This is a genomic window from Rhodococcus sp. ACS1, from assembly GCF_002300155.1.
In the GTDB taxonomy this organism is placed as follows: Bacteria; Actinomycetota; Actinomycetes; order Mycobacteriales; family Mycobacteriaceae; genus Rhodococcus_F; species Rhodococcus_F koreensis.
On the sequence record NZ_NSDZ01000006.1, the window covers coordinates 412,067 to 434,935 of the forward strand.

The window sequence follows — 22,869 nt, forward strand, 5'->3', positions numbered from 1 at the left end:
ACCGGCTGAAGTCCAGCATGCGGCCAATAGTTCCGGACGTGGTGAGTGGGTCATGCCTCGTCGTACCCTTCGGTGGTCGTCTCGATCGTAGAACGCGGATGGCGAGGAAGTCGTAGAGCGACGGTCATGAATTCTTCACCGGGGTGACGGCGCCCACATTGTTCATCGATACGATCAGCGCTTCCGCCACCTCGATGGCGCGCAGACCGTCGCGGGCGGACGCCAATGGGCTGCGGGTCCCCTCGGTGAGGGCGTCGACCCATGCCTGCAACTGCCGCCGGTAGCTGTCGGCGAACAGCGGCCGCCAGTCCTCCGGGTACGTGGCCGTCGAACGCAGCGACGCGTCGACCGTCAGGGCGTGACTCGGCGCCAGGCTCACTGCTCCGGTTTCGCCGACCACCTCGCAGCGCACGTCGTAACCGTATCGTGCGTTGACGAACACATCGACCACGGTCAGCACATCGTCGGCGGTACGCAGCATCAGAATCTGCGGGTCGCGCCGGGAGGTGTCCATGGAGGTGGACTTCGGTGCGTGCCAGCTGACCTCGACGATCTCGGACCGGAGAAGCCAACGGGTGATGTCGATTTCGTGAATTGCGGAGTTGGTGACGGTGTCGGTCGAATTTCCACCCGGATATGCGGTCACGTTGCGGTGGGATGCTCGGATCAGCAACGGGGTGCCGACGGATCCGGACCGGATCGCCGTTGCCAATTCCTGGTACGGCGCATGGAATCGGCGCATGAAACCCACGGAGATCAGCGGATTCGCCAGTGCCAGGTGCTCTTCCCGGGTGACCAGGCTGGCGCATTCGTCGACACTCGGGGCCAGCGGCTTCTCGCACAGCACCGGCTTGCGGTGATCGAGGCACAGACTCACCTGCTCGGCGTGGGCGGAGTCGTGGGACGCGATGATCACCGCGTCGACGTCCGAGGCGGCGATCAGCTCTGCCGCGGTCGCGACGGTGCGGGCGCCGACCTCTTCCGCGATCGTGGCGGCGCGGGAGGCGTCGAAGTCGGTGATCACGGTGACCGTTGCCCCGGAGACCACCGCGTGCAGTGTCCGGACGTGATCGGCGCCCATCACCCCGACGCCGATCACACCCACCCGGACGGTCATGACGCCACCGCGGCCGGGTCGCGGCCGTCGAGAACCGCGATGGCGCCCTCGACCGCGGCACGGATCGTCAGGGCCATCGCCCGGTCCGTGAACCCCATCAGGTGCGGGCTGAGAGTTGTGTTGGCGTGGTCGAACACCGGGTGGTGTTCGGGCGGTTCGCGATCGAAGACGTCGAGGCCGAGTCCCGCGAGGTGCCCGGACTGCAACGCCGCGTGCGCAGCGTCGAGGTCGATCAGCGCGCCGCGGCTGCAGTTGACCAGGATCGATCCCGGCCGCATGACTGCCAGCCTCGTCTCGTTGATCAGGTGATGGTTCTCCGCGGTCAGCGGCGTGTGCAGGGTGACGAAGTCACTCGCGGTGAGCACCTCGTCGACATCGGCACACCGGTACGCCTCGGGGATCTCGGCGAACGGATCGTAGGCCCGCACGGTCAGGTCGAACGCTTCGGCGATCTGGGCAACCTTGCGGCCGATCCGCCCGAACCCGACGATGCCCAACGTTGCTCCCTCGAGGTCCCCGACGGTCACGTTTCCGCGTTCGGCCCAGCGGCCGCGCCGCACCACGCCGGTCAGCGTCGGCAGGCGCTTGACCAACGAGAGCAGGTGCGCGAGGACACCCTCGGCGACCGAGACGGTGTTGGTGCCCGGGGTGATGACCACCGGGATCCCGCGCCGCCGCGCCTCGGCGACGTCGACGAGGTCGGTGCCGACTCCCGTGCGGGCGAGGACCTTCAGCGACGGCATCCGGTCGAGCATCGCTGCGTCGACGGTGAACGCCGCCCGCACGATCGCCGCCTCGGCGACCGCCAGTTGTTCCTCGGTGGGGTCGAGAACCAGTTGGTGATGGGCGGCCAGATACGGGTCGACGAGCTCCCGGTCGAGCGGGCCCAGGCCGACGAACAGTTGCGTGGAGATCGTTGTTGACATCAGCGTCCTTGCAGGTGTCGAAAGCGGTGGTCAGGCGGTGCGGGAGGCGGTGGTGCCCGCGACGACGTCGAGCTTCTGCCACTGCCCGGTGGCGGCGGAGGTCTCGGCGGCGGTGACGATCGCCGCCGCCGACGCGGCGTCGTGCACGTTCGAGTTCTCCTGCGGCCCACCGGTGACGGCGAGCAGGAACTTCTTGGCCTCGATCGTCTTGAGGTCGTCGAAGCCGAGGGCGTTGCCCGGGCCGGGCTGGAAGCGGGAGTAGTCGCCGTGCTTCGGGCTGGCGTTGACGGTGAGGTAGCCCTGTTCGGCGTTGGTGCGGCCCAGGCACACCTTCAGCTCGTTCATCCGCTCGAAGTCCCACTTCAGCGAGCCCTCGGTGCCGTAGACCTCGATCTGGTAGCCACACTCGGGTCCGACGATCACCCGGGACGCCTCGATTGTGCCCACCGCACCCGACCCGGGGCCTTCGGAGCCGAACCGCACCAGCGCGGCGGCGTAGTCCTCGTTCTCCACCGGACCCATCTCACCGTTCTCGATGACCGCGAAATGGGTGCCCGATCCCATCGCCAGCTTCGGGCGTTCGGTGTAGACGGTGCTGGTGAGCGCGTTGATCTCGGCGATCGGCCCGACCACGTACTGGCACAGGTCGCTCGCGTGGCTGAACAGGTCCGCCAGCACACCGGAGCCGGCGAGTTCGCGGTCGAATCGCCAGGACAGGGCGCCGTTGGGTTCGTTGGCGTATCCGGAGAAGAACGAGGCCCGCACGTTGGTGATCCGGCCGAGGCTGCCCTCGGTGATCAGCTTCCGGGCGTGCTCGACGGCGGGGGCGTGTCGGTAGTTGTACCCGATCGAGGTGATCACCCCGGCGTCGGTGGCCGCGGCCTCGATCGCCGCGGTCTCGGTGTAGCTGCGTCCCACGGGCTTTTCGATCCAGAAGTGCTTGCCCGCCTTCGCCGCGGCGATGCCGATCTCGGCGTGCAGGAAATTCGGTGCGCAGATGGAGACGACGTCGACGTCCGGGTGCGCGAGCACCTCGCGATAGTCGGTGGTGCCCTCGGCGAAACCGAGGACATTCTTGGCGAAGTCGACACGGCTCGCGGCGGTATCGGCGGCGATCACCAGCTTCGGGGTGACCCCGAGTTCGGGGTAGACGATCGGGACGTCGCGGTACGCGCGGGCGTGCAGTTGTCCCATCCAGCCGACGCTGATCAGTCCGACTCCGACGGTGCGGGTTGTGCTCACGATGACTTCCTTTACTGGTCTTGTTCGGGGCGGGCGGTAGCGAACGCCTCGGACAGCGCCGCGGCGAGCAGGGTGGAATCGGAGCCGATGGCCACGAATCGGAAGCCGAGTTCGACGTAGCCGGCTGCCAGCGCGGCGTTGGCGGCGAGGATGCCCGCGGTCTTGCCGTGCTGGTGGGCGGCCTCGAGCACCCGCCCGAGGGCCGCGGTGAAGACCGGGCTGTCGAACTGCAGCGGCACCCCGAGTGCGAACGACAGGTCCAGTGGGCCGACGAACAGTACGTCGACCCCGTCCTGGGCGGCGATCTCGTCGACCGCGTCGAGGGCGGCGAGGGTTTCGATCTGGATCACCCCGAGCGTCGCCTGCTCCTCGGCGAGCAGGACGGAGCGGTCCATGCCCCACCGGCAGGAGCGGTTGTAGGTGGCGACCCCGCGGTCGCCGCGAGGCGGGTACGCCAGGTGGGTGATCGCGTCGACTACCTGATCGGGCTTGTCCAGGCGCGGCACCATCACACCGGCGGCACCCTGATCGAGGACCCGCCCGATCCGGATACGTTCCCCGGATTCGACCCGCACCACCGTCGGAACCCCGTAGGCGCCGGCGGCGAGAATCGAATCCCGCAGCGCGTCTTCCGATCCGGCACCGTGTTCGAGGTCGAGCAGGATCCAATCGGCACCGGCCGCGGCACACACCTCGGCCGCGGTCGAGGAGGCCATGCCGACGAACGTGCCGACGGTGGTCTCACCCTGTGCCAGACGCTGACGCAGGGTTCCGGCGTCGAGAGGGCTGTTGTTGCTCATCCGAACCACCTCTGCCGTCCCACGGCGTTGTCGTAATCGGCGCGCAGGCTCTGCACCCATTCCTGGTTCGAGACTTCGGCGGGGGCCACGTCCCACCAGACGTCCCCGCCGGGCAGGTCCACGTGCGGCACCGTCGGAACCACGATGACCACCGGCCCGGACACCTCACGGGTCTCGTTCAGCGCCTGTCGAACTTCGGCGGTGGTGGTGGCGCGGATCGCGATGGCGCCGAGTCCTTCGGCGATCTTCCGCAGGTCGACCTTCAGGTAGTCGCCTTCGAGGCGCGCCTTGTCCCCGCTGTCGGCGATGATGTCGCCGTCGGTGCGGTAGCGGAACTCGTTGCCGAATTCCCTTCCGTTGCGGTTCATCTGCAGGCGGTGGATGACCTGGTAGCCGTGATTCTCGGAGACGACGATGGTGACGTCGAGGCCCTCCTGGGCAGCGGTGACCAGTTCGGTCGGGGCCATCAGGTAGGTGCCGTCGCCGATGAAGGTGACGATCCGATGGCCGTGGTTGCCCTCGGCGAGGCGCACGCCCATTGCGGCCGGGATCTCGTAACCCATGCAGGAGAACCCGAATTCGAAATGCGCGCGCCGGTCGCCGGTGGCGTCCCAGACCTTCTGCAGGTCGCCGGGCGGGCCGCCGGCGGCGGCGATGATGGTGTCGCCGCCGCGGGCATGCTCCTGCAGCAGCCCGATCAGTTGCGGCTGGGTGAGCACCGCACCGGTGACCGGCGCGTCCGGGTGCTCGGCGGGGTCGAATGCGGTGTCCGGGTCGAGGGCGGCGGCCCGGATCGGGGCCCAGTCCGCCTTCGCCGTCCGCACCGTCTCCTGCCACGCGGTGCTGGTGGTGTGTGCGGCAAGCGCGGCGGTCAGCGCGACGAGGCCGAGACGGGCGTCGGCCAGGATCCCGGTGGCACCCTGCTTGCGGGTGTCGGCGTCGACCACGTTCAGTGATGCGAAGCGGACGTTCTCGTTCTCGAAGATCGACTGCGAGCCGGTGACGAAGTCGGTCAGCCGGGTGCCGACACTGATCACCAGGTCGGCCTGCTTGACCAGCTTGTTCGAGGCGAAGTTGCCCTCGAGGCCGACGCCGCCGACCTGCCACCACTCGTCGCGACTGACCGCGCCCTTGCCGCCGAACGACTCGACCACCGGAATCCCGACCTGCTCGGCGAGTTCCTCGAGTGCCGCGGTGGCATCCGAATAGTGCACGCCGCCACCGGCGATAATCACCGGACGCTCTGCCTCCCGAATCTGGGCGGCGACGTCGTCGACCTCCGCGGGGTCGGGCAGCGGGCGGCGGATCTTCCAGTCACGCGGTTCGAAGAACTCGACGGGGAAGTCGAACGCGTGGGACTGGATGTCCTGCGGCAGCGACAGCACCACGGCACCGGTGTCGGTGGGGCTGGTCAGTACTCGCATCGCCTGCGGGAGCGCGGTCAGCAGTTGCTCCGGGCGGTTGATGCGGTCGAAGAACTTCGCCACCGGACGGAACGTGTCGTTGACGGTGGTGTCGGATTCGCTGGCGTGCTCGAGTTGCTGGAGCACCGGTCCCTGGTGCCGGGTGGCGTAGGTGTCACCGGGTAGCAGCAGCAACGGGAGCCGGTTGATGGTGGCCAAACCGGCGGCGGTGACCAGATTCAGCGCACCCGGTCCGATGGACGCGGTCACCGCGAGGGTGGCGCGGCGGCGGCTGGCCTTGGCGTACGCGGTGGCGATGTGAGCGAGGTACTGCTCGTGCCGACCCTGAATGAACGGCAGTTCGTCGGACAGTTCGTCGAGGGCCTGTCCGAGGCCCGCGACGTTGCCGTGCCCGAAGATGCCCAGTGCGGCCGGGATGAGGCGGCGACGGTCGCCGTCGGCAACCGAGTACTGCGCCGCGAGATACTTCACTACCGCCTGGGCCGTGGTCAGCCGCACGGTCTTGTGTGTGCTCAGTGATGTCATGTCGTCGTTTTCTGTGAGTGCCACGAAAGTGCCTGAGGGGGAGGCGGGTTACCAGGGGCGGCCGTGGAGGACGATGGTCTTCTCCTCGGTCATTTCCTCGACCGCCGAGCGGACGCCTTCCTTGCCGATGCCGCTGCCCTTCAGGCCGCCGTACGGCATGAGGTCGGCGCGCCAGAGCGGGGTCCAGTTGATGTGGATGTTGCCGGCGTCGATCTGCCGCATCGCCCGCGTGGTCGCCGAGACGTCCGAGGTGAACAGTCCTGCGCCGAGGCCGTAGTCGTTGTCGTTGGCGAGGTCGATCGCCGACTCGATGTCGGCGGCGGACGAGACCGCGACCGCGGGGCCGAACAGTTCGTCGCGGCTGAACGGGGAAGAGGGGTCGACGCCGGCGACGACGGTCGGGGTGACGACGGCGCCGTCCCGGTCACCGCCGGTGAGGACCTTCGCACCGGCCAGCGCGGCCTCGGCGATCGCCGAATGTACGCGTGTGGCTTCGGCTTCGGAAATCAGCGAGCCCAGCCTGGTGTCGGTGTTGGCGGGGTCGCCGACGACGATGCTCTCGACCTTCGGGACCAGGGCGTCGAGGAAGTCCGCCTCGACGGACTGATCCACGATGACCCGCTGCACGCTGATGCAGACCTGACCGGCGTTGATGTAGCCACCGGCCGCGACGGCGGACGCGGCAAGTTCGATGTCGGCGTCCGGGAGAACGATCACCGGGCAGGAGGCACCCAACTCCAGCGACAGCTTCTTGACTCCCGCAAGCGAACTGATGCGGGTGCCGATTCCGGTCGAGCCGGTGAACGACACCTTGCGTACCCGTGGGTCGGTGACCAGGACGTCACCGAGCGCGGAGCCCGGGCCGGTCAGAACTGACAGGGACTCGGGGGCGAGGCCGGCGTCGACGAAGCACTCGGCGAGTTTCAGCGCGGTCAGTGGGGTGGTGCGGGCAGGCTTGAGTACTACTGCATTACCGGCGGCCAGCGCGGGAGCGATCTTGTGCAACACCAACAGGGCCGGGTAGTTGAACGGTGTGATCGCCACGACGATCCCGCAGGGCTGGCGCAGCGTGAACCCGACCTTCTCGAGCCCGGTTCCGGGGTTGGCGTCCAGCGGCAGCGTCGAGCCGTAGAGCTGGCTGCCCTCGAACGCTGCCAACCGGATGATGCTGCCGGACCGGCCGGCCTCTCCGCGCGCCTCGCTGATCGGCTTCCCGGTCTCGGCGCTGATGGTCTGCGCGATGTCCTCCGCCCGTTCGTCGGCCAGATCGGCCGCACGCATCAAGGTCGCCACCCGCTCATGAGCGGGAGTGGCTCGCTGGATTCGGGCACCGGCCTCTGCCCGGTCCAGGGCGAAGGCGGCATCGGCGGCGGTGGCCACCGGAACCGAATCGATCATGCGGCCGTCGAACGGTGATCGGATGAGGTCGGTGGTGCGGTCAGTGGCGCCACGCCACTCACCAGCGAGCAACATGTCCATGTCGGCTCCATATCGGGACTCGTTCGCCGCCCACCGTGAGGACGGCAGGGCGACTGAGGATGACTTGAAAAAGATTGGTGCCGAGTCGAATACCCGCCGCGCTCGGACAAGTCTGTACCCGAATCGAAAAGAGGATTCGGACCGGGACGCCCGGCGCGGCGCTCGCGCGGCGGGCTGCGTGGTATCGCCGTCACCGGAGGCCGCAGCGGCCGGTGAACTAGGCGTAGGCGGGGCTTGTCTCTTCGGACTTACGGACCCGCGAGCGCTTGTGCCACTTCGGTGGGGAATTGCTGATGCTCATGCAGCCAGTCTTGCTGTGACTGGCACCTCAATCAAGATTGATAACCCATCAAATTCACCTCATCCGGACGTGCCGACGACCAGGAGTTCGAGTCGGTCGCCGACCGGGCTCAGGACGAGCGGCGTGTCAGGACGAGCGGATCACCGTCGGTGATTGCAATCGTGTGTTCGCTGTGGGCGGTCCGCGAGCCGTCGGCCGATCGGATGGTCCACCCGTCGGGGTCGTAGACGATCTTGTCGGTTCCGCGGGCGAACCAAGGCTCGAGTGCGAGGGTCAGTCCGGGTCGCAGCACCAGGCCCCGCCCGGCCCGCCCCTGATTGGACACATGCGGGTCCTCGTGCATCGTTCGACCGAGTCCGTGCCCGCCGAATTCGGTGTTGACCGGGTAGCCGTAGTCGGCGGCTACCGCACCGATCGCCGCGGAAATGTCGCCGAGGCGCCCGCCCGGACGTGCGGCGTCGATACCGGCGGCGAGGGCGCGCTCGGTTGCCTCGATCAGTCGCTGGTCGTCCACTCGGGGTGTGCCGACGATCAGGCTGCGCGCCGAGTCGGCCACCCACCCGTCGATCGATACGGCGATGTCCATGCTCAGCAGGTCCCCGTCGCGCAGGGTGTAGTCGTGCGGTAGCCCGTGGAGCACCGCATCGTTGACGGACAGGCAGATGACGTTGTGGAACGGACCGCGGCCGAATGACGGCGCATAGTCCCAGTAGCAGGACAGCGCTCCGCGCTCCTCGATCAGGTGCCGGGCGCGGTGTTCGAGGTCGAGCAGATTCGCCCCGACCAGGGCGCGCGATTGCAGGTCGTCGAGCAGTTCGGCGATGAACGCGCCGGTGGTGCGCATTGCCTCGATCTCCTGTGACGTCTTCAGTTCCAACACGCGCTCACACTCCACTTTCTCGCAGACAACCCGGTATAGAAATACCAGGCTAGTGGATGGCTCGGTATTTTCATACCGAGCGTGGCGTATCCTTGTCGCATGGTGCGATCCCCTTTGACGCCGCAGCAGCGCGCCGCCGGCAAGCGACTCGGCGCTTACCTCCGGCAGGCGCGCGGCGACCGCAAGCCCGCCGAAGTGGCGCATGCCGCGTCGATCTCACCCGAGACCCTGCGCAAGATCGAGACTGGACGTCTGGCAACTCCGGCCTTCACGACAGTCGCCGCACTCGCGGCTGTGCTGGCGGTCCCGCTGGAGGACCTCGCCCAGATCTGCCTTCCCGAACTGAACCTTCAGCAGACCGGGTAGTAAGCGAGGCGCCGCCGGAGTAGAGGATGCGGTCGACGCCGAGGGTTTCGACGCAGTACTGCAGCTGCGCCTGGCTGAACATCCCCTATGGGGTGATGTAGACGTTGCCGCGAACATGGAATAGTGCTCACCGGTCGGCGGCTCGGTGATCAGCTTCCCCACGGGGTCCGTTACCTGTCGAAGGCTCGCTGGTCGTCTCCCATTAGAGAGTGAGACGGCGCAGTGTGCCGCCCGGGGATCGGGAAGTCGCGCGGCGGGTGCGTCGGGTGTGGCGGGCGCGTTCGGTTTCGGAGAGGCCACCCCAGATGCCATAGGTTTCGGTGGTGGTGAGGGCGTGGGTGCGGCAGTCGGTGAGTACGGGGCAGCTCTGGCAGAGTTGTTTGGCGGCGTGCTCGCGCCGGGCGCGGACGCTACGGCGTTCACCGTCGGGGGAGAAGAACATGTCGGTGTCGGTGCCGCGGCAGGAGGCGCGGTGCTGCCAGTTCCGGTCGATGGGGTGGTGCGGATGATCAGGCACAGCAGATGGGTCGCTTTCGGAATTGAACGGTGACACGCTCAGTGGATCGCGCGGCGAGGTGCGACTGGCGGCCTGTCCGCCGATGAACAGCTGCGTTGCGATTCCATCAGGAAGCCCTGTGGCACCGACGTTCTCGTGTACTGCAGTCATCAGAGTGCGCTCCCGCATGCTGTGTCATGGCCTGCATAAAGCATCCCTCCGGCGGGGGTCTCCGGTCTTGCAGTAAAACGCACACTTCGTGCTGAAACGCGCACGGAGATGGCCTCGGCGCGGTCCCGTGGGTGGCGACGTCAGCGCCTGACGTGTCGTGTGGTGGTACCGCCATGCCGAAGCCACCATGGGCGCCGGAGGGGCGCCTGCCTGCGGCCGGTGACCGTGCCGTGTGGGTTCGTACCCGGGTGCCGGGTGGGTGTTGTGCCCGGGGTCGGTCCTGTGAGCGCGAGTCAGGTGGCTTTGCTTTCGGCGGGTCCGACCGCGTCGAGCACGGTGGCACGCGTCGAAGCGTCGGGGGTGAGGGCCGCCTGGACCGTTCCGGTGTTGAGTAGTTGCCGCCATCTGGCCTCGTCGAATGGTGAGGGGCGGGTATCGGAGAGGAACTTCTCGACGGTGTGGACAAAGCGCAGGGGGTCGTCCCGGAAGGGGAAGTGCCCGGCGTCTGGGAAGATGTCCAGGCGGGAGCCGGGCATTGCCGTGTGCGCGGTGTGGGCGTGGCTGACGGGGATGACGGTGTCCCGGTCTCCCCAGATGAGTTGAACGGGGAGACTGGCCGTGAGGTAGCAGCGGTCGAGCATGGTCACCGTCTGTCCGCGCCAGTCGACCACCGCACGCAGGGTGCGTAGGTAGGCCTCGTATGCGGTGGGGTCGGGCAGTTCGGTCAAGATACGCACCAGATCCGGGGTGTCGTGCAGCGCGGCACCGGGGTGCAGGGGGGTGCCGTGCAGCCGGGTCAACACCGTTCCCACCCATCGCACCGCGGGCACCGCTCCCGGCAGGCGCAGCAATTTCAGTGCCTCGTTGAGGATCGGTGTCGCTGCGAGGCGCAGGAGTGGGTGAACGTCCTTGGTGATGCCGCCGGCGGAGACCAGGATGAGCCGATCCACCATGTGTGGGAATTGGTAGGCGAATTGCATCGCGATGCCGCCGCCGAGTGAGTGTCCGATGACGGTGGCGTGGTCGATTCCCAGGGTGGAGAGTAGGTCGCGTATGCCGTTGGCGTAGGCGGCGACGGAGTAGTCGGCGCGGGGTTTGTCGGAGCGGCCGTGGCCGAGTAGGTCGGGTGCGATGACGGTGTAGTTCTCGGCGAGGTGCGGGATGATCTCGGTCCATGTCGTCGAGTTGTCGCCGATGCCGTGCAGCAGTAGCAGTGCGGGGCCGTTGCCGGTCATGCGGAAGGCGCGTCGGTATCCGTGGATGGTGCGGAACGTCAGTTGCGGCTCGGTGTTGGGTACCGGCCGGAGTCTGCGCATCCGGCTGGGGTTCATCGGACCCTCCTCGCTTGTTGCGTTCTACGTTGATTCTTCGCTGCGCATCGTCGATACCCGTGGCGACACGCCCCACCCGCGGGTGTTGACATCAGGTGGTTGTTGCCTGTCTCCCGTGCCCCGGAGTGGGCGTGGACAACGTTCGCTGGTTATTCGCGGTGGAGGCCGCGGCGTTACACGCGGGCGATCACCGAGCGCCGATCACCAGGCGCCGGGGCCCTGGGCCGTGCCGCTCGATGTCGCTTCCGATGTGGGGAGCCCGACTGAACCTGCTGCCAGGCGACCTGGCCGGCGCCGATCAGAGCGCTCTGAGTGCGCTCGGGCAGTGTCGGTGCCATCGCCAGCAGGCGGTCACCTGATTGCGGGCCAAGTGCACATCACGCGAACGCACACTCGACCGATTAATTGCATTTCAACCACTGACCAGACTGTCCGCGAGGTCCTGAGACAGATGTGTTGACGGAGTCCTGAGACAACATGCGAGTCCAGGTCCTCCTCAACCACGCACGGGCGCGGAATGCCTGACAACTTGCCCGCACGTTCAGCGGCGTTTCCTTCCCGGTTACCTGCAGGGCAGTTGTCCGTACAACTAGGCACGTGACAGTGGTCGCCATGACGGAGCATCGGTACCGCACCATCGCGGACCAACTGGAGTGCGAGATCGAGCGCCTGAACGTCGGCTCGGCCGTCACCCTGGTGGTCGACCCGGTCGACGGCTCGGCCAACGCCGCCGCCGGTGTGCCGCTGGCCTGCTTCAGCGCGGCCGTCGTCGTGGACGGTGAGTTCACCGAGGCCATGACCAGCTGGCTGCACACGGACGAGCGCTGGTGGGCGTCACGCACTGGTTCGCCCTACCTCACCAGCGGCTGCCGGTCCGTCGCGGACGCCGCCGTGTCGATGCTGCGCCCGCACCCGCGCAACTGGGACGCGTGGACCCGCGTCGCGCAGAAGGCGACCCGCATCCGGATCCTCAGCTGCAGCACCCTCGACGCCGTCCTGGTGGCCACGGGAGCCGTAGATGCGTTCGTCGACGCCGGAAGCGACACCCACCGTCTCATGGACATCGCCGCGGCCGTTGTCCTCGTTGGCGCGTCCGGTGGCGTCGTCCTTGATGCCTTCGGCCGGCCCGTCGAGTTCGACACCGACCTCACCCGCCGCTGGAGCGGGATCGTCGCGGCCACCCCCGAACTCGGCGAGGAGCTCCGAACCCTCATCGCAGAGGCGTAGCAGCCCGTGCATCCTGGGTAGCCGGAGCCTGATCCCGGCAAGCCCACAGCCTGAGCACGGACCGTCCTGCAGAGGGATCGCTCGACAGGGCCGCGGCTACCCTCAGGAGTGGAGCACTACGTTTCAACGAAGCTGTTTTCGGATCCGCTCGAGCAGCCATGACTCGACGCCACTGAGCGCCGTCCCGGCCATTGTCGTGGGGTGCCCGTGCCCGTGGGGACCCGGTTGGCCGGCCAGAGCCGAGCGCCCTGACGATGCGCGACGACTTCAGCGCCCCACCGAGGCGATCGGCCCCCTTCCGGGTCTAACCAACCGCCCACCACGGTAGTCCCGGAAGGTGTCGGTGCGGTGGCGGGCATGTGGCCGGCGAGTGTTCGCGTGTGCCTCTTGTCCGCGCCGGCTTGGTAGGTGGTCGGGTGCCGCGCAAGCCGGGGGATGAGCGCCCTCGAAACCGCGGAAAGGTCACCCGCCGCGAAGGAGCCGACGGGGTCGCGGAAGCGCTGCATACAGCCCGTACCGCGGCCGGAGTCTTCGAACCGGGCGAGCTGCCCATCGACGGCTACGACGACCTCAACGTCTCGGAGACAGTGGCTGCAGTCAAGGAAGTGACCGAGCCGGCCGACGTGCGCGCCATCGTGGCGGACGACCTGACCTCCCGGGAATGACCGTCCCGCCGAAACCGCTGGCCCATGGTGTCGAACGAGCAGTGATCGTTCGCTGCCTCACTCGCCGTCGGACACACCATCGCGATCGACGGCGATACACCAATCCGATCACCGTTCTGTGGATCGTCCGGATTCGGACCCACTCGGTGAATGACGGGGGCCGTTCATAGGGTCAGGACCCGCTGGTCGTCCGGGCCCGCATGAGTGCCTCTTGATGTTCGCGGACGTCTTCGCCGTGGGCGGGTGACGCGGCCCAGCTTCCGTCGGGGTGGAGCACCCAGCACCGGGTCCTCGGGTCGAGCGCCGAATCGAAGAGGCCGCCTAATTGCGTGGTGAGCCGCGGATCTTTCACCTGGACTCCGGCCTCCACCCTGCGGTCGAGGTTGCGGTGCATCATGTCGGCGCTGGCGATCCAGTATTCGTCCGCCCCGCGGAAGTGCAGGACCCGCGAGTGTTCGAGGAAACGGCCGAGGATCGACCGGACGTGGATGTTCTCGCTCAGTCCGGGCACCCCCGGTTTCAGCGCGCAGATTCCGCGGACGACGATCTGCACGGGCACACCGGCCTGCGACGCACGGTAGAGCGCGTCGATCACCTGTTCGTCCACTAACGCGTTGGCCTTCAGACGGATACCCGCGTCCTCGCCGCGAAGTGCGCGCGCCACTTCGCCGTCGATCCGTTCGATGATGCCCCGCCGTATGCCGTAGGGCGCGACGAGGAGGTTGCGATACTGGGTTTTCCGTGAGTAGCCGGTGAGGGAGTTGAACAGGTCCGTCAGGTCCGCGCCGATCTCCGGTGCCGCGGTGAGCAGACCGATGTCTTCGTACAGCCGGGCCGTCTTGGGGTGGTAGTTGCCGGTGCCGATGTGGCAGTAACGCCGGATGGTGGACCCCTCGCGGCGGACGACGAGGCACGTCTTGCAGTGGGTCTTGAGCCCGACCAGTCCGTACGCCACGTGTACGCCGGCTTTTTCGAGTTTGCGGGCCCATTTGATGTTCGCCTGCTCGTCGAATCGCGCCTTGATCTCGACCAGTGCGACAACCTGTTTGCCGGCCTCGGCGGCGGTGATCAGGGCGTCGACGATGGGGGAGTCGCCGGACGTGCGGTAGAGCGTTTGTTTGATCGCGAGGACCTGGGGGTCGGCGGCGGCCTGTTCGATGAAGCGTTGCACGCTGGTGGAGAACGAGTCGTACGGGTGGTGGACCAGGACGTCGCCGTCGCGGAGGGTGGAGAAGACGCTCTTGGGTGTTTCCCGCTCGCCGAATGCCGGATGCGTTGCGGGCACGAACGGTGCGTCCTTGAGGGCGGGCCGGTCGACGGCGTACACCTGCCAGAGGCACGACAGGTCGAGCAGTCCGGGCACCTGGATGACGTCGCCGGGGTCGACGTCGAGTTCGCGCAGCAGGAGGTCGAGCATGTGTTCGGTCATGTCGTCGGCGACCTCGAGCCGGACGGGGGAGCCGAAGCGTCGGCGGGCCAATTCCCGCTCGAGGGCCTGCAGAAGATCTTCGTCGCGGTCTTCCTCGACCTCGAAATCGGCGTTGCGGGTGATGCGGAACGCGTGGTGCTCGACGATCTCCATGCCGGGGAACAACGCGTCGAGGTGCGCAGAGATCAATTCCTCCATCGGGAGGAACGCGTCGATGGACGAGGGTGTCTCGTCGCGGCGGACGCGGACGAACCGGCCCACGTTGTCCGGAACCTTGACACGCGCAAAGTGTTCGCCACCGGTGAGCGCGTCCTTCACCGTCACCGCGAGGTTGAGGCTCAGGCCACTGATGTAGGGGAACGGGTGTGCGTGGTCGACGGCGAGCGGTGTGAGGACCGGGAACACCTGGTCCTGGAAGTGCACAGTCAGCCGGGCATGGTCGTCGTCGTCGAGATCGGACCAGCGGACGATCGAGATCCCCTCGGCGGCCAGCGCCGGCCGCACGGAGTCGAGGAACACCCGAGCGTGTTTGTCCGAGATCTCCTGGGTGAGCTTGGCGATCAGTGCGAGCTGCTCACGAGGGGTGAGGCCGTCGGCGGACCGCACCGAGAGACCGGTTTCGTCGCGGCGCTTGAGACCGGCGACCCGGACCATGAAGAACTCGTCCAGGTTGGAGGCGAAGATGGCGAGGAACTTGGCGCGCTCGAGCAGCGGCAGCGACGTGTCCTCGGCGAGTGCGAGCACCCGTGAATTGAAATCGAGCCAACTGAGTTCACGGTTCAAGTAGCGATTTTCGGGGAGCCCGTCGGCGAGCGCACTCGGCACTGCGCTGGTCGCGGCTGGCGGCGCCCCGGGAATGGTCGGCGGTGGCGCGAGGACGCGACCGTCGCGTCCACCGGTCTCCACATTGATGTCGGTGTTCTGATCGGGTGCGTCGCCGTTGCTCACTCCTCGATCATCCACCCTCCGCCCACATCCGTCCTGTAGAAGAATCGTCATACCAAACCGTCGATCCGGGGGTGAGACCGTATGTCGCCGAGTGCCCGCGAGCGGAAAAGGTGCCCTGTCGGCTGCCCGGTCCGTTGGCAAGGCGCCTGGATCAATTCGACGGCGATCACGAGATGCTTGCCGGGTTGTTCGACGGTAATCAACTCGCGGAGCAGGTCGAGGAACAGTTCGAGAACACTGACCGTCGTCACCGAGGTGGTCCTGATCCCGAACATCGCGTTCGTCACCGAACCTCTGCGGGGCCACGATCTGGGGGTGTGGGGATCCCGGCCGAGTCGGCGCCGTGGGCGCCGGGCAGGTTTTCCCGGCCTTGTTGCCGGCGACCGGCAGGATCGCCTTCAGTTCGGGGTCGACCGCGAACAACACCTGCAGCTCCGAGCGGCCACTCGACCCCGGACTGAGTTCCTTCATGTTCATGTGACCTGATGCCTTCACCGTATCGACCAGAGGCCGGCAGAGCTGCGGTCCGCGAGTAACTCGAGTGCGGCAATCACCTGCTCGTACGACGACTGATCCAGTGCTAACAGCCACTCCTCACATTCGAGTGGTGTCGTGCGCGGTGGATCATGATCGGGCACGGGCTGTGGTGCAGGAGATGGTGGCTCACCGATCCGAGGATTGCGCCGGCGAGACGACCGTGGCCGTGGCTGCCGACGACAATCAGTTGCGCGTCGGTGGCCCGATCGAGGATCAACCGGGCCGGAGTCGTCGGCTCGACCACCTCGGTGACAGCGACGCCGGGGTACCGCTCCCTTACCTCGGCGAGGTGTGTGGCCAGCACATCATGTTCGGATTCCTCGAGGGCATCCCGGTCCACCAGGAATGGGATGGTCACGTTCCCGGCCGCGTGCCGGGGCGACCACGCATGGACGGCGACCACGGGTGCCCCGAACAGGTGCGCGAACTCGAAGGCAGCGAACACGGCGGCGGCGCTGGAATCACTGTCATCGATGCCGACGACGACCGGCCGCCGATCCGGGAACATCTCGGACTGTTGGCGGCACACCGTGATCGGGCAGGTGCCATGCCTGGCGAGTGCGATGGCGGTCGATCCCGCCGTCAGTGCCCCCACACCCGGTGGGCTGCCGGCACCGAGCACGATCATCCCCGCGGTCGCACCTGCTGCCGCCAGCGCCGGAGCGGTCGGGCCGGGCACCAGGTCGGAGTGCACGTCGAGTTCGGGGAATCGGAGGCGCACTTCGGTGGACGCTTCATCGAGAACCTTTTCACCGGCCTTGCGGTGTTGAGCGATGGCGGGCCCCTGCCCCATGACCGCGACATCGGTCATCAGGTAGAGGGCCTCCGGGAGGGTGTGCACGACCCGCAGCGGTGTCCCGGTGCGGGAGGCGAGTGCCGCTGCCCATGCAGCAGCTCTACGGGCGGCCGGTGATCCGTCGACACCGACCACCACCCCTCGACTTGCCGGTGTGTTCATGTCGAGTCCTTTGGTAGGAACACGATTGGTAGGAACACGATTGGTAGGAACACGATTGGTAGGAACACGATGCCGACCCCGCCGACCCACGTCGCCGAGCGGCTCCGAGCTGTCCGTGTACACGAACGTCGTTACCCAGCGCAGGAGCTCGCCTGGGGTGGTTGACTCCTGCCGTACGTGGGTCGGTCAGGTCGCGGGTGCGATGGGGTTGCCCTGCCAGCGGGTGGACGGTGGGACGGTGTCACCGCGCATCACCAGCGAGGCGGGACCGACGGTGGCGCCCTCGCCGAGGGAGGCGGCGGGCAATGCCACACAGTGCGGTCCGAGGGTGGCACCGGCACCGAGGGTCACGGTATCCATGCTCATGATGCGGTCGTGGAACAGGTGGGTCTGCACGACGCAGCCCCGGTTCACCGTGGCGCCGTCACCGAGATGCACCAGATCGGCCTCCGGCAGCCAGTACGTCTCACACCACACGCCGGTTCCGATGTGCGATCCCATCGCCCGCAGCCACACGTTCAGTGCCGCGGTGCCGGTGGCCGCCCGTGCGAACCACGGTGCGGCCACCGTCTCGACGAAGGCGTCGCAGACCTCGTTGCGCCACACGAACGAACTCCACAGCGGGTGCTCGATCGCCTCGATCCGTCCGACGAGGACCCACTTCGCGGCCACCGACACCGCGGCGGCCACCGCACCGGCGAGGATGAGGACACCACCGGAGACCGCGGCCGCGGTCAGGAAGCCGAAGGCACCGGCCAACGCCTCGAGCGTGAACAACACGCCGAGCCCGATTCCGAAGGTGACCATCACCGGGATCAACCGGCATGTCTCGACGGCGGCGCGGGCGACCTTCAGCCGCAGCGGCGGCGCGAAGGTGCGGGCGGCGTCCGTCTCGTTCGCGGCCCGGCGCAATCGCACCGGCGGGCTGCCCAACCACGACGAGCCGGCCTTCGACTTGTTCGGCGCCGCCGACAGCACCGCGACCAGACCGTTCTTCGGTACCCGGCGTCCGGGCCCGGCCATGCCGGAGTTGCCGAGGAAGGCCCGTTTGCCGACCTTGGCGCGCTCGATCCGCAACCACCCGCCGCCGAGTTCGTACCCGGCGACCATCGTGTCGTCCGCCAGGAACGCGCCGTCGGCGACCGTGGTGAACTTCGGCAGCAGCAGGACGGTGGAGGCCTCGACGTCCTTCCCGATCTTCGCGCCCAGCAGACGCAGCCACGCCGGGGTGAGCAGGCCCGCGTACAGCGGGAACAGGAACGTGCGAGCGGAGTCCATCAGACGCTCGGTGGCCCAGACCTGCCACCCGATCCGGCTCCGCACCGGGTGGTACCCCTCGCGCAGGCCCAGCCCGAGCAATCGGACCGCGATCACGGTGATTGCGGCGAACACGGTGAGCGCGAGCAAGGTGGCGACCGGAAGCATCGGCAGCGCTGCCGCGGCGGCCGCCACGACGGTTTCGGCGCCCCGGATCCACCAGCCGAGCAACGCCAACCCGCAGCCGAGCGCGATCAGCGGCATCGCGGACAGCGCCAGCGAGGTGAGACCGTAGACCGGCACCCATCGGGTCGCGGGCTCGGGACGCTGCGCCGGCCACCGGTGGCGGGCCTTGCCGACCTTGGCGGCGGGTGATCCGGCCCAGCGCTGACCGGCCTTGACCTTGCCGAGCACCGCGGACCCGGGGGCGATCTCGGCGTCGCGCCCGATCGTGGCCCCGGGAAACAGCGTCGACCGGGCGCCGACCGTCGCATGTTCGCCGATACTGATCGACCCGACGCGCAGGACGTCGCCGTCGAGCCAATAACCGGACAGGTCGGTCTCCGGTTCGACGGAACAGCCGTCACCGAGTTCGAGCATCCCGGTGACCGGGGGCAGGGTGTGCAGGTCGATGCCGCGGCCGATCTTCGCGCCCAGCGCGCGGGCGTAGTAGATCATCCACGGTGCACCGGACAGGTTCGCGGCGCCGCTGGCCTCGACAAGGCGTTCGGCCAGCCACAGTCGCAGATGCACCGAGCCGCCACGGGGGTAGGTGCCCGGTGTGACCCTCCGCAGCAGGATGCGGGCTCCGAGCACGGAAATGGTCATTCGGCCGAGCGGGGTGATGAACAGCAGGAACATCGCCGCCACCGCCGGCCAGGGCAGCGTCGGTGCCCAGGGGAGGTCGACGAACCGTGCCGCGATGTTGTTCGCGAGCGCCAACCAGGTGACCCATTGCAGTCCGGTCAGGGTGCTCAGTGGCACGGTCAGCGCGAGTTGCGCCCACTGGGTGTCGCGCGGTGTCGGGGTGACTGTGCGCGCTTCGACCACTGACGCAGGGGCCAGGTCGTCGAGGAACTCGGCCAGTGACCCCAACCGCGGGTGGTCGTACAGCTGGGCGACGGTCATCTCGGGGAAGCGTTCCCGCAGCGCACTGACCAGTTGGGCGGCGCTGAGCGAACCGCCGCCGATCGCGAAGAAGTCGTCGTCGGGCCCGCCGACCTCGGCGCCGAGAATCCGGGTCCACAGCTCGGCGACCCAGGCCGCGGTGCCCGCGAGAGCGGGCGCCGTCGCATCGCGGCGATCGCTTCCAGGCAGGGGCCAGGGCAACGCGGCCCGGTCCACCTTGCCGGAGGTCCGGATCGGGAGTTCGTCCAGGACCGCCAGTCGGGGCACCAGCGCGGCCGGAATCCGGCCGGCGAGCAGAGTCCTCGCCGAGGTCACATCGAAGTCCCGCGGTGCGGCGAGGTATCCGACCAGGATGGCGCTGCCCGAGGCGGTGGTGCGGACCGCGGCAGCGGCCCCGGAGACCCCGGGCAACGACTGCAGCGCCGCGTCCACCTCGCCGAGCTCGATGCGCCTGCCGCCGATCTTGACCTGGTCGTCTGCGCGGCCCTGGAACAGCAGCCCGGCGCGGTCGAGCCGCACCAGGTCGCCGCTGCGGTATGCGCGGTCCCAGCCCAGGGTAGGCATCGGTGCGTACTTCTCCGCGTCTTTGGCGGGGTCGAGGTAGCGAGCCAGCCCGACGCCGCCGATCACCAGCTCACCGACCTCGCCCTCGGCGACCGGGTGGCCGTCGGGGTCGACCACTGCCAGGTCCCAGCCGTCGAGTGGCAGCCCGATCCGGACCGGGCCGGTCCCGGTCAACGGCGCGGCGCAGGCAACGACGGTGGCCTCGGTGGGACCGTAGGTGTTCCACACCTCGCGGCCCGGCACCGCCAGGCGCGCGGCCAATTCGGGTGGGCAGGCCTCGCCGCCGAAGATCAACAGCCGCACCGATTCCAGCGCCTCCGCGGGCCACAACGCCGCCAGCGTGGGCACGGTGGAGACCACGCTGATGTCGTGGGAGATCAGCCACGGACCGAGATCCATGCCGCTGCGCACCAGCGACCGGGGCGCCGGGACCAGGCAGGCCCCGTGTCGCCACGCCAGCCACATTTCCTCGCAGGAGGCATCGAAGGCCACCGAGAGACCGGCGAGGACCCGGTCGCCGGGGCCGAGCGGAGCATCACGCAGAAACAACCGGGCCTCCGCGTCGACGAAGGCGGCGGCGTTGCGGTGTGAGACGGCGACCCCCTTCGGGGTGCCGGTGGATCCGGAGGTGAAGATGATCCAGGCGTCGTCATCCGGCGTCGGGACACACACCTCGGCCGGCACCGACGCTAAGGCCTGGGCGCCTTCCGCGGTGACGATCGTCTTGACCCGCGCCTGACCGAACACCAACTCTGCCCGCTCGTCCGGGTCGTCGGCGTCCACTGGGACGTACGCGGCGCCCGCTGCCAGCGTGGACAAAATCGCCAGGTACAGCTCCCGCGAACCCGACGGCATCCGGACGCCGACCCGGTCTCCGGCCCGCACCCCGCGGCCCGCCAGCCGGCGCGCACCCTCTCGCACTGCCTCGATCAACTCGGCGTAGGTGATAGCGGCCTCGCCGTCGTCGATCGCGGGCGCGTCGGGGTACAGGCGTGCGGTCGCGTCGAGGATGTCGAGAAGGGTGCGCGGCGGGGGCGCGAGATCACCGCGGGTGAATTCGGTGGGAAGTAGCCGTTCGCTGAGTGAGACGGACATGGAGAACCGTTGTTCCTCTCTGGGGTGGGCAGGCCGGTACCCGGCACCCGAAAGATCGATGAGCGACAGTGACGCGGGCGACGGTGGTCGCGTCGGCGTCAGGCGCCAATGTCGGCGAGTTCCTTCGGATGGCCCAGGGCGCGCAGCGCGAGCCGATGCAAGGTCCGGCGTTCCTTCACCGTGAGATCGGCGAACAATGTGTCGGTGGCGCCGTCGACCAATTCTTCGGTCCGGGCTACCGCCTGCTCGCCGTCCTCGGTCAGCGAGAGCAACTGCTTTCGTCGATCCTTGGCATGTTTTCTTCGCACCACGAAGCCTCGTTTCTCCAGGCCGTCGACCAGGCGAACCATGTCGCTGCGGTCGACGGCGAGAACGTCGCACACCTGACGTTGGGTGAGCTCACCCTCCTGCTTCAGGCACGCAAGGATCCAATGCATTCGAAGGGATAACCCCTCGTCGGCCAGCGCAGAATCGAGCTGCACACGCCCCACCCGATGGAGGTCGGCAACGACGAATGCTGCGCTGCGCAGCAACGCGTCGGGAGGGGTGGTCGATTTGGGCACGCCGACCACCGTAGCACTTTGCGGGGGATGCAGATGATGGGTAACACCCGCAATCGTCGACGTGTCGCCGCAGGTAACGGTCTTGACCAGCGGCGATATCGAAGATTATTGGCCGACTCACACCCACGCGCTCGGCGTGGTGGGACAGTGGAGTCATGGGGTTCGCCGACCACCGAGGAGGGCTCCGATGAGCACCACACAGGCCCCCGCCGTCGAGGAAAGACGCAGTCGCAAGTCCAGCGAACCCGGAGACTTCCTCCGCCGGTACCTGCAGCGGGAGATCCACAATCTCGGCGTCGCCGACATCGCCGTCAGGCGTGACGAGCCGGAGGCGATCCACGACATGCGCAAGGCGGCGCGACGCGCCCGCAGCGCCTTACAGGCATACGCCCCCGGGCTCGGACTCACCGAGGCAGCGCAGCCGCTCGTCCTGGACCTGCGATGGCTCGGCCGACGACTGAGTGAGGCGCGCGATGTCGAGGTTCAGTGGCAGCGAATCATCACCCGGATCACCGAGTCGGCGGCCCTACCCGCTCAGGAATCCGTGTACGCCCGCGTGAACGAGTACTTCGCCGAACAGGCCCAGGTGGCTCGGAACCCGGCGCTCGGTGCACTCGATTCGGACCGCTATCGTGCGCTCCTCAGTTCGCTGAACGGAATCGTCGACGAACTCGCCGCGAGATCCCGACCAGGCCCGTCGACGCACGCACCGGCCACAGGCGCAGCGACCGGGAACGCGACGGCGGCGGACCTCGTGCGGACGCTGAAACAACTGGCCACCAAGGTGTCCAAACGGGTCGACAAGGTGAGCGGTAGCACGTCCCGCACCGAGCGCGACGAGCGGATCCACCGCGCCCGCAAGGGCGCGAAGCGGATGCGCTACGCAATGGAGGTGATCCGCCCCCTCGCCCCGAAGAAGACGAAACGTGCACTGGACCAATTCAACGACTTCCAGGACGTCCTCGGCGAATTCCAGGATTCGGCGGTGGCGCGGGAGCGGCTCCTCGGTATCCTGACCGCCCGCGATCACACCGCACAGTCGAGTTTCGGGCTCGGCATCCTCTATCAACAGGAACTGCGGATCGGCGACGAGCAGGCCGAACGCCTGCAGGATCAGTGGCGGGCGGCACGCAAGGCGGCACGCCCCCTCTGGCGATGACCGGCCGAGCAGGACGATGTGCTCCTTGGGGATTCGTCGACTGGCGCATTGACCGGAACGCGGTGAGTTCTGATATGCCGACTCGGGTGACGGGACTGTCGAACCGCGGTGTGGCGCCATCGGCTGCCACCCATGCGCAGGCGCCGGACCGTTTCGCTGGTGCGCCTGGGTCAGGATTGACGCTCGTGTGCGAGGTCGATGAGGCGATGTGCGAGCGTCGGGGCGAGCTGGAAGGTTCGGATGAGGTGAGCGGCGTCGTACCCGGATCGCGCCTCGGACCA

Annotated in this window: 17 protein-coding genes and 1 pseudogene; 4 read left to right on the top strand and 14 right to left on the bottom strand. The window is 67.9% G+C overall.

What is annotated here, in order from left to right; genetic code table 11:
• Window positions 1-124: 124 nt before the first annotated feature.
• The 7 genes from CJ179_RS30400 to map all read right to left on the bottom strand — a co-directional run bounded on the left by CJ179_RS30400 (window position 125) and on the right by map (window position 8,694).
• Window positions 125-1,117, bottom strand: a complete 993-nt coding sequence (locus CJ179_RS30400; protein WP_095863883.1) for a Gfo/Idh/MocA family protein — start codon at window positions 1,115-1,117, stop codon at window positions 125-127.
• A complete protein-coding gene (locus CJ179_RS30405) occupies window positions 1,114-2,043 on the bottom strand; it encodes an NAD(P)-dependent oxidoreductase (RefSeq protein WP_095863884.1) in 930 nt (309 codons plus the stop codon). Before CJ179_RS30405 ends, CJ179_RS30400 begins: the two co-directional genes overlap by 4 nt.
• Window positions 2,044-2,073: 30 nt before the next feature.
• The gene (locus CJ179_RS30410; protein ID WP_241031251.1) at window positions 2,074-3,285 is read right to left on the bottom strand and encodes a Gfo/Idh/MocA family protein; all 1,212 of its coding nucleotides are present in this window, start codon (window positions 3,283-3,285) and stop codon (window positions 2,074-2,076) included.
• Window positions 3,286-3,296: 11 nt separating this feature from the next.
• The gene (locus tag CJ179_RS30415; protein WP_095863885.1) at window positions 3,297-4,085 is read right to left on the bottom strand and encodes an HpcH/HpaI aldolase/citrate lyase family protein; all 789 of its coding nucleotides are present in this window, start codon (window positions 4,083-4,085) and stop codon (window positions 3,297-3,299) included.
• Window positions 4,082-6,058 (bottom strand): 3D-(3,5/4)-trihydroxycyclohexane-1,2-dione acylhydrolase (decyclizing), encoded by a 1,977-nt coding sequence (gene iolD / locus CJ179_RS30420; protein WP_257015851.1) that lies wholly within the window; start codon window positions 6,056-6,058, stop codon window positions 4,082-4,084. Before iolD ends, CJ179_RS30415 begins: the two co-directional genes overlap by 4 nt.
• 24 nt (window positions 6,059-6,082) lie before the next feature.
• A complete protein-coding gene (locus CJ179_RS30425; RefSeq protein ID WP_095863887.1) occupies window positions 6,083-7,513 on the bottom strand; it encodes an aldehyde dehydrogenase family protein in 1,431 nt (476 codons plus the stop codon).
• A gap of 410 nt (window positions 7,514-7,923) precedes the next feature.
• Complete coding sequence (gene map / locus CJ179_RS30430; RefSeq protein WP_095863888.1) at window positions 7,924-8,694, bottom strand: type I methionyl aminopeptidase; 771 nt, start codon at window positions 8,692-8,694, stop codon at window positions 7,924-7,926.
• 99 nt (window positions 8,695-8,793) lie between these two features.
• Between map and CJ179_RS30435 the strand changes: the two genes are divergently transcribed.
• Window positions 8,794-9,060 (top strand): helix-turn-helix transcriptional regulator, encoded by a 267-nt coding sequence (locus tag CJ179_RS30435; RefSeq protein WP_012687703.1) that lies wholly within the window; start codon window positions 8,794-8,796, stop codon window positions 9,058-9,060.
• A gap of 202 nt (window positions 9,061-9,262) precedes the next feature.
• Here CJ179_RS30435 and CJ179_RS30440 read toward each other — a convergent pair whose 3' ends face one another.
• Both CJ179_RS30440 and CJ179_RS30445 read right to left on the bottom strand, forming a co-directional pair.
• Complete coding sequence (locus CJ179_RS30440; protein WP_072951436.1) at window positions 9,263-9,577, bottom strand: WhiB family transcriptional regulator; 315 nt, start codon at window positions 9,575-9,577, stop codon at window positions 9,263-9,265.
• 443 nt (window positions 9,578-10,020) lie between these two features.
• Window positions 10,021-11,058 carry an alpha/beta fold hydrolase gene (locus CJ179_RS30445; protein WP_095863889.1) on the bottom strand — a complete coding sequence of 346 codons (1,038 nt, stop codon included), beginning with the start codon at window positions 11,056-11,058 and terminating at the stop codon, window positions 10,021-10,023.
• Window positions 11,059-11,670: 612 nt separating this feature from the next.
• Here CJ179_RS30445 and CJ179_RS30450 point away from each other — a divergent pair.
• Both CJ179_RS30450 and CJ179_RS30455 read left to right on the top strand, forming a co-directional pair.
• The gene (locus tag CJ179_RS30450) at window positions 11,671-12,285 is read left to right on the top strand and encodes an inositol monophosphatase family protein (RefSeq protein ID WP_241031249.1); all 615 of its coding nucleotides are present in this window, start codon (window positions 11,671-11,673) and stop codon (window positions 12,283-12,285) included.
• A gap of 438 nt (window positions 12,286-12,723) precedes the next feature.
• Window positions 12,724-12,926, top strand: a pseudogene (locus tag CJ179_RS30455) (ferritin-like domain-containing protein); the annotation flags it as partial.
• 196 nt (window positions 12,927-13,122) lie between these two features.
• On the opposite strand, the gene CJ179_RS30460 reads toward CJ179_RS30455, so the two are convergent.
• The 5 genes from CJ179_RS30460 to CJ179_RS30485 all read right to left on the bottom strand — a co-directional run bounded on the left by CJ179_RS30460 (window position 13,123) and on the right by CJ179_RS30485 (window position 21,438).
• Window positions 13,123-15,327 (bottom strand): RNA degradosome polyphosphate kinase, encoded by a 2,205-nt coding sequence (locus CJ179_RS30460; RefSeq protein ID WP_095863890.1) that lies wholly within the window; start codon window positions 15,325-15,327, stop codon window positions 13,123-13,125.
• 47 nt (window positions 15,328-15,374) lie between these two features.
• On the bottom strand, window positions 15,375-15,614 hold the full coding sequence (locus CJ179_RS51470; RefSeq protein ID WP_179377689.1) for a hypothetical protein: 240 nt from the start codon (window positions 15,612-15,614) through the stop codon (window positions 15,375-15,377).
• Between the two features lie 293 nt (window positions 15,615-15,907).
• Window positions 15,908-16,822: a universal stress protein gene (locus CJ179_RS30475; RefSeq protein WP_095863891.1), complete on the bottom strand. Its 915-nt coding sequence runs from the start codon at window positions 16,820-16,822 to the stop codon at window positions 15,908-15,910.
• 186 nt (window positions 16,823-17,008) lie between these two features.
• On the bottom strand, window positions 17,009-20,866 hold the full coding sequence (locus CJ179_RS30480) for a Pls/PosA family non-ribosomal peptide synthetase (RefSeq protein ID WP_095863892.1): 3,858 nt from the start codon (window positions 20,864-20,866) through the stop codon (window positions 17,009-17,011).
• A 98-nt stretch (window positions 20,867-20,964) separates the two neighbouring features.
• Window positions 20,965-21,438 (bottom strand): MarR family winged helix-turn-helix transcriptional regulator, encoded by a 474-nt coding sequence (locus CJ179_RS30485; RefSeq protein ID WP_257015853.1) that lies wholly within the window; start codon window positions 21,436-21,438, stop codon window positions 20,965-20,967.
• Window positions 21,439-21,616: 178 nt separating this feature from the next.
• Between CJ179_RS30485 and CJ179_RS30490 the strand changes: the two genes are divergently transcribed.
• Complete coding sequence (locus CJ179_RS30490) at window positions 21,617-22,588, top strand: CHAD domain-containing protein (protein ID WP_095863893.1); 972 nt, start codon at window positions 21,617-21,619, stop codon at window positions 22,586-22,588.
• Window positions 22,589-22,869 lie beyond the last annotated feature (281 nt).